Source organism: Capnocytophaga ochracea DSM 7271 (assembly GCF_000023285.1).
Taxonomy (GTDB): domain Bacteria; phylum Bacteroidota; class Bacteroidia; order Flavobacteriales; family Flavobacteriaceae; genus Capnocytophaga; species Capnocytophaga ochracea.
The window spans coordinates 272,589-284,312 of the sequence record NC_013162.1 but is presented as its reverse complement, the minus strand read 5'-3'; the positions used below and the strand labels follow the sequence as shown (position 1 = coordinate 284,312).

The window sequence follows — 11,724 nt, the reverse complement described above, 5'->3', positions numbered from 1 at the left end:
TAATTTTCTGATTAACATTATGTATACAATTCCTTATATTGAATCCGAGGAGTTTTTCTATTTGGATGTATTCCTAAAATTGCTTTTAGGATTGTTGGCTCTTGCCTTAATCATCAACAAATCGGGCAAGGGTAATTTAGCACCGAGTTCGGCAATGGATCAGGTGCAAAATTACGTACTTGGGGGTATTATTGGAGGTGTGATTTACAGTCCATCGGTGAGTATCTTTCAGTTTGCTATCGTATTGGCTATTTGGGCATTCCTTATCATAGGGTTACGTCAGTTAAAAACTAAAAACCAAGCTTTTAGGAGGTTTATAGACGGCGCTCCTGTGATTGTTATCAATCGAGGTAAGATAGATATAGCCGCCTGCAAAAAAGCTAAAATTACAGCACACGAACTCGCTTTCAAACTGCGTAAAGAAGGGGTATACTATATCAGAGAGGTGAAAAGAGCGGTACTTGAACAGAATGGCGAACTCATTATCGTGTTGGCAGGAGAAGAAAACCCCAAATATCCTGTCATTACCGATGGGATTATTCAAAAAAGCGTGCTGGAAGATGTAGATAAAAGCGAAGAATGGCTACTTGGAGAGCTACAAAAGACAGGATACAGCAATCCTTCTGAGATATTTTTAGCAGAATACGAAAATGCTCAGATAAAAGTTATACCCTATATTTAGTAACAATGAGAAAGAAAAGCCCTCAAAAACATTTTGCTATTCGTTGTTATTTTATTATTTTTGCCCAAAATACTTAATTGCTATTACAATGAAGTTAAAACATATTACTCTTTTGGTAGCCTCTACTTTTGTACTAGGGGCTTGTAATCAATCTAAAACAGCTTCTGAGCAAGAAGCACAAACCCCTCAAAAACCGCTTATCAGCTATGTAGACCCGTTTATTGGTACAGGCGGACACGGACATACCTACCCTGGAGCGACTACTCCTTTCGGTATGATACAAGTGAGCCCAGTGAATGGTCTCAGCAACTGGGATTGGTGCTCTGGTTACCACTATTCCGATAGCCTTATGGTAGGTTTTGGACATTTGAGCCTTAGTGGTACAGGTATAGGAGACCTAAATGACATCTTGTTAATGCCTACTACTAAAGAATATGACCTCAGTGTACTGAAATACGGACGCAAAGAGCAATACCCTGTGAATGCCCAAGAGTTTCGCGATATGGTGCCTTACAAATCGAAGTACAGCCACAAGAACGAAAAAGCAGAGCCTGGCTATTATCAAGTGTATTTAGAAGACCCAAAAGTAAACGTCGAACTTACTGCGACACAACGTTATGCCGTACATCGTTATACTTTTGAAAAAGGGGCAGAACAATCAGTACTACTGAACTTGGGATTTGCAATCAACTGGGATAGCCCTACCAAAACTTCTTTTAGCAAATCGGATAAGAAGTTAGACGCTAATAATAGCGACAATATTATTACAGGTTATCGTTATAGTACTGGCTGGGCTGAAAACCAAAAAGTGTTCTTTGCGATTCAGTTTTCTAAGCCTATAAAAAATATTACCTATCAAAAACACAAAGATGATGTTACCTCAGGGCAAATCTTCTTTGATAATACTGATGAGAAGTTAGAGGTAAAAGTAGCGCTTTCTTCAGTGAGTGAAGAAAATGCTTTAGATAACTTGGAGTTATATAACGCTCCTAATTTTGATAAAACCAAATCATTAGCACAACAACAATGGGAGAAGACCCTCAGCAGTATAGTAGTAGAAACCCCTGTTGATTCTCTCAAAACCATTTTCTACACTGCCCTCTATCACGCACAAGTAGCGCCTGTAACTTTCTCTGATAAAAATGGTCAGTTCCGCCTACAAAACGATGAGATCGCAAAAACAGAAGGCACGGCTTATTCTACCCTTTCTCTGTGGGATACTTTCCGCGCCGAGCACCCACTGCTTACCCTTTTGCAACCCAAAGTAACTGCTGATATTATCAACTCAATGTTAGCTTACTACCAAGTGCACAAAGTATTGCCTGTTTGGACGCTCTATGGTAACGAAACCAATACAATGACCGGCTATCACTCGGTAGCAGTGATTGCCGAAGCCTACCTTAAAGGCGTACGTGGTTTTGATGCTGAAAAGGCTTATGAGGCAATGAAAACTACAATGATGCAAGACGCACGAGGACTCAAAGCATACAAAAAATATGGTTACATTCCTTATAACGCAGGGGTAGACGAATCAGTTACTATTACCCTTGAATACGCTTATGACGACTGGTGTGTAGCGCAAATGGCTAAAGCCTTAGGTAAAACCGAAGATGCTACCTTCTTTACCAAACGCTCAGAAGCCTATGCTCACCTATTCGATAAAGAAACGGGCTTTATGCGCGGTAAAAGTACCGACGGTAAATGGCGCACGCCTTTTGACCCTAAACGCTCTGACCATCGCGAAAATACCGACTATACCGAAGGTAACGCTTGGCAACACAGTTGGTTTGTGCCTCACAACGTACAAGGACTTATCAGCTTATTTGGAGGCAATGAGCCTTTTGTAACACACTTAGAAAAACTCTTTACCGAAAGTTCTGAAATCACCGGTGATAACACCTCTCCTGATATTTCAGGACTCATAGGTCAGTATGCGCACGGCAATGAACCTAGCCACCATATTGCCTATATGTTCAACGTAGCAGGACAACCTAAGAAAACCCAATATTGGGTAGATCGCATCTTGCAAACTCAGTACAACACTACCCCTAACGGACTTAGTGGTAATGAGGATTGCGGACAGATGTCGGCTTGGTACATTTGGAGTGCTATGGGCTTATATCCTATGAATCCAGCTTCTACCGAGTATGAGTTCGGTCGTCCACTCTTTGATAAAGTAACCATACACTTGCCTAACGGAAAGACGTTTACAATCATTGCTAAAAATGTCTCTAAGGACAATAAATATATCCAATCTGTAAAACTCAACGGCAAAGAATATACCCAATGGCATATTTCTCACCAAGACCTTCTAAAAGGCGGTGAATTAGTTTTTGAAATGACAAACAAATGAAAAGAAATATCTTAATCACAGGAGGAGCTGGATTTATCGGCTCTCACGTCGTGAGGCTATTTGTAAACAAATACCCCGACTATCACATTTTTAACTTAGACAAGCTTACTTACGCTGGCAACTTAGAGAATGTTGCCGACGTAGCCAATGCCCCTAACTATACTTTTATACAAGCGGATATTTGCGACTACGAGCGTATGAAAGCCCTCTTCGCTGAAAATCACATTGATGGGATTATCCACCTCGCTGCCGAAAGTCACGTGGATAGAAGTATTGAAGACCCTTTTATCTTCGCGAAAACAAACGTAATGGGCACTTTGAGCCTCTTGCAAGCGGCTCGTGAGGCGTGGAAAGATAATATGCAAGGCAAACGCTTTTATCACGTCTCTACCGACGAGGTATATGGAGCCTTAGAAATAGGCGAAGCACTCTTTACTGAGCAAACGCCTTACGACCCCCAATCACCGTATTCGGCTTCTAAAGCTTCCTCTGACCATTTTGTGAGAGCTTACCATAACACTTACAAATTGCCTGTGGTGATTTCAAATTGTTCTAACAACTACGGTTCTCACCAGTACCCTGAAAAATTGATACCGGTGTGTATTTATAATATTGTAGATAATAAGCCGTTACCTATCTATGGCAAAGGTGAAAATATTCGCGATTGGCTTTTTGTAGAAGACCACGCTCGTGCTATCGATACTATTTTCCACCAAGGAAAAGATGGTGATACCTACAACATTGGGGGCTTTAACGAATGGCGTAATATCGATTTAGTGAAAGTAATCATCAAAGAAGTAGATAAACAGTTAGGTCGCCCCGAAGGTACTTCCGAAAAGCTCATCACTTTCGTAACCGACCGTGCTGGTCACGACCTCCGTTACGCTATTGATGCTACTAAATTGAAAAAAGAACTCGGCTGGGAACCTTCCTTGCAGTTTGAAGAAGGTATACAGAAAACCGTAAAATGGTACCTTTCTAATAGATAAGAGGTAAGAAGTAAGAGATAAGAAAAACAGAGGTTACTCAATAAAGTAACCTCTGTTTTTGTTATTCTATAATTGAATTGACACATTAGTAAATTGACTAATTGTCTCATTTTCTACATACCACTTGGTTGGTGTATTTTAGGTTTACGATGTTATATTCATTCAGTTTATCAGTCTTCTCCAATTGCTTGTAAAAGGCTTTGAGGTTTGCTTTCTTGAGCGCTTCGTCTTCAAACTTTCCGAAAACGACCTTAAAGTGAGGTACACGCATTAAAAACTCGTATTCTCCGTTAGGCTTTACCAATACTTCGGTAATGTTTTCAGCCATCCATTGGTCGTTTTGGATAAACTGCATCAGTGCATAGGAGGCTTGCCAATAGCGCTCAGTATTACCTCTGAGAATAGGCACACGTGCTGAGTAAGAACTTGAAAGAGGCATCTTCTTTCCTTGTGTATCCATATAATACACTCCACTGCCGTCGTATACGCGTGCAATAGGTTCTCGCTGTTTGATTTTAGCATTCAGAGTGCCGTCGATAGTGCAAAACACTTCCGATTTCTCAATCATCACATTGTTGTCTAAGAGTTTTTCAATTTCATTTAGCCTAAGAAGCCCCATAGGGTGTTGTGCTTGAGGATCTTTGAAGATAGTGCGGCGTATAGCCTCATCGGTAACGTACATATTCTCGTCCTGATGGTCTACCACCACCTCTTTCACTACACGCATCTTGTTGCGCCCCGATGCAAATATTTGTATACAAAAGGGCAAAAAGACGATGACGAATATCTTTATGATTTTTTTTATGTACATTTTTCTTTATTTGATATCGTAACCAAACCTGCGCAATTGTCGCACATTGCTACGCCAATCTTTGTTTACTTTTACGAAAAGTTCTAAGTGTATTTGTTTGCCGAAAAACTTCTCTAAATCAGTCCGTGTCTCAATGCCTACCCGCTTTAAGGCTTCCCCTTTATGACCTATGATAATCCCCTTTTGGCTTTCGCGTTCTACCATTATCACCGAGCGAATGTGAATGATAGTCTCGCTATCGGCAAAACTTTCGGTCTCTACTTCTACCGAATAGGGAATTTCCTTCTTGTAGTGCAATAGTATCTTCTCGCGTATAATCTCGTTTACAAAGAAACGCTCCGGTTTATCGGTGAGTTGGTCTTTTGGGAAAAACGCAGGTGACTCGGGCAAGAGTTCTATAATGCGGTTGAACACCACTTCGGTTTGAAAGTTGCGCAAAGCCGAAATAGGATATATTTCGGCACGAGGCACTTTTTCCTTCCAGTAAGCTACTTGTTCCTCTAATACATTTTGGTCGGAAGTATCCACTTTGTTGATGAGCAACAATACAGGCACGTCCAACTGGTTGATGCGATTAAAGAAAGCCTCGTCTTTCAGCTCTTTTTCGCCTATTTCTACCATATAAATGAGAATGTCGGCGTCTTCAAAAGCACTCTTTACAAAGTCCATCATCGAGGCTTGTAAGGCATACGATGGCTTGATAATACCAGGGGTGTCCGAAAAAACCACCTGAAAATCATCACCACTTACGATACCAAAAATACGGTGCCGCGTGGTCTGTGCCTTGGAGGTGATAATAGAAAGTTTTTCGCCTACAAAGGCGTTCATAAGGGTAGATTTTCCTACGTTGGGGTTCCCGATGATATTTACAAATCCAGCTTTGTGCACTTGTTAATTGTTATTTGTTAATTGATTTTGCCATTCCTTTGCCCCAATGAGGATGATTAGGCGTTTTCGGAGTAAAATGTTCGAACTTCTCTAAGGCTTTATTGAGCATTGGTTTAGCTTTCGCTACGCCCCCACCAAATACTTTGGGTGTAAAGTAAATACCGATAGCACGAATGAGATAGGGCCTTGGATTTTCGGAATTTTCCTTAATAGATTTCTCGGAATACTCACGACTCAGCTTACCGTATTTAGCTCCGCGAAACATTCGGTTTACCTTCACTTTGACACTGTACAGATAGGCGTATAAGGCGTTGATTTCCGATGCGTCGGCATCGGGTTGTTTTTCAGCTATCTTTATGTACTTTTCTGCCTGATTGCAATAACTATCAATAGACCCTCCCGATGATTGGTCGGCAAGGCGGATATTTGTGTAAGCTACGTAGTAATTAACTAACCAATTAGTAGGCGCAACAGTGGTAAGGTGTTCAAAGTCGTTTGCCAAAGTTTGCAGTTCTTTAAGATTATAGCTTTTGTCTAAGAGTTTTACTTTTTCGGTAAGCATTGCCTCCACATCTTGAGCATAAGCAACACTACAAAAAAGAAGCAAAAAAAGTGTAATATATCTGTTCATAATAACATTGTCAATTATTATCTTCTTCCTTTCGGTTTTTTAGCAGGAGCTGAAGGGGTAGGAGAGGAGGTAGTTTTTTGCGTATCTGCCTCTTCTTTCTTTTTCTCTTTTTTATAAAGAGGAATGAGATAGCTGAGAGTGTAGTTGAATCCTACTCCAAATCTGCTTCCTTCGTATACCCGCCCAAAGGCAGGAATATAGTAGTTAGGGAAACCACTGCTGCCCGTTTGAGCCACCAAAAGACCTACACGCACGCTTGCTCCTGCGTAAAGATTGTGCAAGAGTTCCGCTTTAATGCCTAATACGAGTTCCAACCAATGAGCAGTACGTCCGTCGTATTTCTTTAAGAAAGAAGGGTCGGAACCTGTGATAGTTTCGTTCCAATATTGGTTATCTTTATGGATAATATACGAGGTAAGGTCTTGAGAGAAGAGCGAAATGCCATAGCGAGCCCCCACGTAAATCATATTCTCCATACCATACCAATTGCCATAGGTGTTATAATCGAAACCAGCACGTAAAAACTGACCTTCGGTAGAGTAAGTAAAGAAATCTTCGTCCTTAGTTCTTTTTTCCATACCGAGTTCAGCAGCGAAGTAGTAGTTGGTTGTTAGGCGGTAATCGCCTACCAATTCGAGTCCGTAGTAATTCTTATCAAAGAAAGGGCGTACCAGTTTGCTCAGGTCGGCACCTACGCGCAAGCCATACCGCTGTTTGTACACAGGGGCTTCTTGCTTTTCGGGCAAGGCAATAGTAGTTTGTGAGGTCGTGCGGGTAGCCGTTTGAGCCATTGCACCTAAGCCCCACCAAATACTAATGATACAAATGTATATGAGCTCTTTTTTCATTATCTACGGTAGTGTTCTTGATGTTAAGACCTTTTAGCCAAGAGGTATTTGTATCTTGAATGGTAGCTGAAAGGGTGTTGTAAGTAATTTTCACTCCACAAGCCTTGCTTACGAACGACTGTTCGGGAGTATAAGTGAGCGTGAGGGTTGCGGTGCTAGTGGTAGTACCTGAAACTACGGTTTGGAATAAGTAGGTAGTAGGCGACTCCAAGCGCAAAGGTAGTGCAAGTGAATCTAAAGTTGCACTGCTTACCAGAGGAGTAGTATTTCCTTCGCCATAAACTGTAAGGTTAGTCACGCTAAAAGGCGTACGAGTATTGTTTTGGTTGTAGAAACGCACCACCAAGCGAGGCGTATTCACGCTGTGGTCGCAAAGGTCGTCGGACTCACAACTTATCAACATTGAAAGCGAGAGTATTAAAAATGATATAAAGATAGTTCTTTTCATTATCAAAAATAAAGTTGGTGCAAAGATACGAAATAATTACAAATGACAAAAAAAACTTCACAGAGCAACTTAGTATTGATACTTATAAGCTTGATGGACAAAGCTTATTCGAAAGAAGAGCGAAGCTAAAACGAACCTAAGACGAAGGAAAGACGAACAATGAACGAAGAAAAGATGGGGATAACCTAAACCTAAACGAGAGCTTTTATATTGCAAAAGAGGTTATTTGGCGACTCACAACTGACAAAAATTATTCTGTTAATTTGTCTTTTTTGTTTAGGAGTTAGGTTCATCTAATCGAAAACTGTATTGTAATACCTTTGTTTCATCGGTAAAAGGTGTTTTTCTATAAAAAGCAATAGCATCTTCATTATCATCTTGTTCCGTACCTACAAAGATATCTTGAAAATCGTTTTGCGTTGCATAGGCTATTAAATAGTTGATAAGCTGTTTGCCAATGCCTTGATTTTGAAAACGCTCTTTCACTCCCAAATCATAAAGGTATAGAGAAGGTTTTTCTACTTCATAACTATCAAGGATATAAGCTGTTAAACCTCCTACTACTTGATTTTCTATTTTGGATACTACTGCCAAAAGGTTTGTGTTTTTCAATAAATGATGCAACTTCTTGTCGGTAGGATAATGATAGTTTGTCCACTGAAAAACTTCTTCAAAAACATCTAAAAGACCTTTAAAATCATTGATATTATTAGTAACGAGCTGTATGTTTAAATCATTTGTGTTCATTATATAATGCTTTTTAGTGTTATTTATTAACTTTTTTCTTTACTTATTTAGACGTTACTGCTGAAAGGTTTTAACTTTGCCAAAGGTTGTAGCTCGACCGGGGTTAGAAACTTTGGTAAAGAGCTTGTCTTTGACTTCAAAACGCCAAGATTGGGCAAAGTAGTAGGGGTGTAAACAAAAAACCCGAAACGGGACGCTTCGGGCTCTTCTATATATTATACTATTCTTATAATCAAACAGATACGACACGAAGCATTACCTTGCAAAAAGGTAGAACTGATGCGATATGTAACTTGACATAGGTCATTTTTCTTCGTGTATATCTTTATTTAGTTAAACAAATGTTCTTGAAATCGTGGGCAAAGGTGTGACTATTTTTTACCTAAATGAATTCATCGGCTTCTTTATTGGCAACCAAACGGAAGCCTTCGCCGTGAATGTTTAGTATTTCTACTTTATCGTCCTTTTTCAAGAGTTTGCGCAGTTTTGCGATATATACGTCCATACTGCGAGAGGTGAAATAGTTGTCGTCTTTCCATATTTTGGAAAGGGCTAACTCACGTGACATAAAATCATCGGTGTGTAAGGCGAGCAAACGCAAAAGTTCATTTTCCTTAGGGGAGAGTTTTACAGGTTCTTCGTCCTTATATTTGAGAATACGCAATTTGGTATTGAGGAAGAATCTTCCTATTTCGAACTCAAACTTATTGTCGTCTACCATTGTTTCGATGCTTTTACGTTGCAAAATTGAACGTATTTTCATCAATAGGATTTCGGAGTCGAAGGGTTTGTTTAGGTAGTCATCAGCTCCTGAGCGATAGCCTTTTATCACATCTTCACGCATTGTACGAGCTGTAAGGAAGATAATAGGTATTTTCTCATCTTTCTCACGAATTTCTTTGGCTAAAGTAAAACCGTCTTTATAAGGCATCATCACGTCTAAGATACACATATCGTATGTTTCTTTCTTAAACTTTTCGAAGCCTTCCATACCGTTTTTAGCTAAGGTAACGTCGAAACCGCTCATTACCAAATAGTCTTTTAGTACAGTGCCGAAGTTGGGGTCGTCTTCTACTAAGAGAATGTGTTTATTGTCCGTAGAAGCATTTGAACTGTAATAGTTTCCGTCTGTATTCATTTTTTTATTGTTTTAGGCAATTATGAATTAAATTGTTAAGTTCTTAAATTATATTACCGGCAATTTGATAAAGAAGGTACTCCCTTTTCCTTTGTCGCTTTCTACATCAATGCTTCCTTGATGGTATTCTACGATACTTTTCACGTAGGCAAGCCCTAACCCGTGTCCTTTTACGTTGTGTAAATCGCCAGTATGTTCTCTATAAAACTTGGTAAATACGTGTTTCATAGCCTGCCTGCTCATTCCTTGCCCTCTGTCTTTTACACGTATTAGTATTTTATTCTTTATATTTTCAGTATAAATGTCTATTTCGGGGGCATTAGGTGAGTATTTGATAGCATTTTCAATCACATTCACAAATACATTAGTAAGGTGTGATTTGTTTGCTGATACATCGCCGTTTTCTGCTAAAAAGTGAGTGCGCAGTACGCCTCCACGTTCGTCGAGCATTACTTGTAGGTGCCCTACGGCATTGCTTATAAGTTCGTGCACGTCCAACGGCTCTCTCTCTAAATGTAAGTTTCCTTTTTCGAGACGTGATATTTGCAAAATGTTTTCTACCTGAGCCAGCATTCGCTTGTTTTCCTGTTTGAGTATTTTTACATATCCTTTTATTTTCTCAGGGTCGTGCAGGGCAACAGGTGTTTTAAGACTGTCCAGCACTAAGTTCATAGTGGCAATAGGTGTTTTGAACTCGTGCGTCATATTATTGATGAAATCAGTTTTGATTTCGGAAATGCGACGCTGAGTGATGAGCTGGTGGAAGGTAACCACAAACACACCTATAACTATTAGTAAAAATACTACTGATAGGGTTGCTACCCCTATTACTGATGATAGCACATAGCGCTCGCGCTGAGGGAATACTACTGCTAATTCGTATACTGAATCGTCGGAGCTATTGCCTCCAAAAAGCAAGGTGCGATATTCCTTAGTTTCATTAGGGTCAAAGTACTTAGAGTGTATCTTCGATAAGATATTGCGGTTATACACGGCAAACTCGAAAGGTAAATTCAAGCCTCTTTTTTTGAGTTTTTGCTCTAAGAGTGTGTTTATTTGGCTTACGGACACTCGTTCGCTAAGGGTTTGTTGCCTTATGATACTCTTAAATGATTCTTCTATCATTAAGCGCTCAATCTCGGGTAATTCACTTAGCTTTTCGTAGGCTTTTATGATAGGCAACTGTTTGTTATCTATATTATTACCTCTGTTGATGTGCTGAAAACTTTCTCTGTTTGTATAGTTCTTTAAGGTAAAAGAATCGGAGAGTTTCAAATCATCGATGAGTACAGGGTTGCGCAGATTGGTAGCTAAAGCGTAATCTTCCTCTAAAATACCGTGTTTATAAATAAAGGTCTCTTTGCTTAGTTTGTTTTCTTGCACATAGATAAACTCTCGCAGATGACTGTCTTTGAGCTTTAAGGTGCTATCGTTCTCGCGCAAATAGATAATTTGAGCTACATATTTATCGACTTCATCTTGCTCTATTTGTTTAGCTACATTATTGAGTACCTGCTGAATAGAATAAGTAAAAGCCTCTTCTTTATTATCGATGGCTGATTTAATCCAATACCCTTGTATGGCAATAATTCCTACAAGAGAAAGGCTTATGAGCACTACTGCGAGTATGTATAATCGCTTATTCACCGGGCAAAGTTAAAACAAATATTTAATATAAAAAACAAATTCTCTTAAAAATTTAACAAAAGATTAAGGAGTACCCTTTTTAAGAAGGCTAAAATACTGTGGTTTTTCTTTTATAAACCCTTGTTTTTACTAAGGAAGAGAAGCGACAATGTTAATAATGCCAATAATACCAGAAATGCCAATAATACCAAAAATTAACTTTGCCAAAGGTCGTAGCACGACGGGCGATTAACTTTGGCAAAGTTTGAGATGAAAAAACGATGTGTTGGGAGAGTTAGGAATATTCGGAAAAAAACAAAGAAGTTCGGAAGAGGGGAGGAAGAGTTTTTGATGAAAAAAGGCTATGAGAAGGGTGGGGTTAGCTTATAGAGAGCTTATAGGAAGCTTATACGAATCTTGGAAGATTGGTATAGAAAAGGTATGTAAGTAGTTGATTTATACTGTAGTACAACAACGCTAAAAATGTTAAAAAAGAGGTTTCGAGGCGAAAGAAAGAGAAAAGGAACTAGGCCTTAGGCCATAGGCACTAGGGGGAGTATGAC

The 11,724-nt window shown here is 39.5% G+C and carries 11 protein-coding genes; 3 read left to right on the top strand and 8 right to left on the bottom strand.

Annotation, left to right across the window (positions count from 1 at the left end; translation table 11 throughout):
• Nucleotides 1-19 precede the first annotated feature (19 nt).
• The 3 genes from COCH_RS01115 to rfbB all read left to right on the top strand — a co-directional run bounded on the left by COCH_RS01115 (nt 20) and on the right by rfbB (nt 4,024).
• On the top strand, nt 20-682 hold the full coding sequence (locus COCH_RS01115; RefSeq protein WP_012796982.1) for a DUF421 domain-containing protein: 663 nt from the start codon (nt 20-22) through the stop codon (nt 680-682).
• A gap of 88 nt (nt 683-770) precedes the next feature.
• Nucleotides 771-3,035 carry a GH92 family glycosyl hydrolase gene (locus COCH_RS01110; RefSeq protein WP_012796981.1) on the top strand — a complete coding sequence of 755 codons (2,265 nt, stop codon included), beginning with the start codon at nt 771-773 and terminating at the stop codon, nt 3,033-3,035.
• The gene (gene rfbB, locus COCH_RS01105; RefSeq protein ID WP_012796980.1) at nt 3,032-4,024 is read left to right on the top strand and encodes a dTDP-glucose 4,6-dehydratase; all 993 of its coding nucleotides are present in this window, start codon (nt 3,032-3,034) and stop codon (nt 4,022-4,024) included. The genes COCH_RS01110 and rfbB overlap by 4 nt, the downstream gene beginning before the upstream one ends.
• A gap of 106 nt (nt 4,025-4,130) precedes the next feature.
• Here the strand turns inward: rfbB and COCH_RS01100 are convergent, their stop codons facing one another.
• The 8 genes from COCH_RS01100 to COCH_RS01065 form a co-directional block, all read right to left on the bottom strand.
• Nucleotides 4,131-4,835 carry a cell division protein FtsQ/DivIB gene (locus COCH_RS01100; RefSeq protein ID WP_012796979.1) on the bottom strand — a complete coding sequence of 235 codons (705 nt, stop codon included), beginning with the start codon at nt 4,833-4,835 and terminating at the stop codon, nt 4,131-4,133.
• Nucleotides 4,836-4,841: 6 nt separating this feature from the next.
• Nucleotides 4,842-5,723, bottom strand: a complete 882-nt coding sequence (gene era, locus COCH_RS01095; RefSeq protein WP_012796978.1) for a GTPase Era — start codon at nt 5,721-5,723, stop codon at nt 4,842-4,844.
• Nucleotides 5,724-5,733: 10 nt separating this feature from the next.
• Nucleotides 5,734-6,354, bottom strand: coding sequence for a hypothetical protein (locus tag COCH_RS01090; RefSeq protein WP_012796977.1), 621 nt, complete (start codon nt 6,352-6,354; stop codon nt 5,734-5,736).
• A 17-nt stretch (nt 6,355-6,371) separates the two neighbouring features.
• Nucleotides 6,372-7,202 carry a DUF6048 family protein gene (locus tag COCH_RS01085; protein WP_012796976.1) on the bottom strand — a complete coding sequence of 277 codons (831 nt, stop codon included), beginning with the start codon at nt 7,200-7,202 and terminating at the stop codon, nt 6,372-6,374.
• The gene (locus COCH_RS01080) at nt 7,168-7,605 is read right to left on the bottom strand and encodes a DUF6452 family protein (protein WP_016479154.1); all 438 of its coding nucleotides are present in this window, start codon (nt 7,603-7,605) and stop codon (nt 7,168-7,170) included. The genes COCH_RS01085 and COCH_RS01080 overlap by 35 nt, the downstream gene beginning before the upstream one ends.
• A gap of 321 nt (nt 7,606-7,926) precedes the next feature.
• Entirely contained in the window at nt 7,927-8,397 is a 471-nt protein-coding gene (locus COCH_RS01075) for a GNAT family N-acetyltransferase (protein ID WP_012796974.1), read from the bottom strand.
• Nucleotides 8,398-8,779: 382 nt separating this feature from the next.
• Nucleotides 8,780-9,535 (bottom strand): response regulator transcription factor, encoded by a 756-nt coding sequence (locus COCH_RS01070; RefSeq protein WP_009410639.1) that lies wholly within the window; start codon nt 9,533-9,535, stop codon nt 8,780-8,782.
• Between the two features lie 48 nt (nt 9,536-9,583).
• Entirely contained in the window at nt 9,584-11,182 is a 1,599-nt protein-coding gene (locus tag COCH_RS01065) for a sensor histidine kinase (protein ID WP_012796973.1), read from the bottom strand.
• Nucleotides 11,183-11,724: the final 542 nt, after the last annotated feature.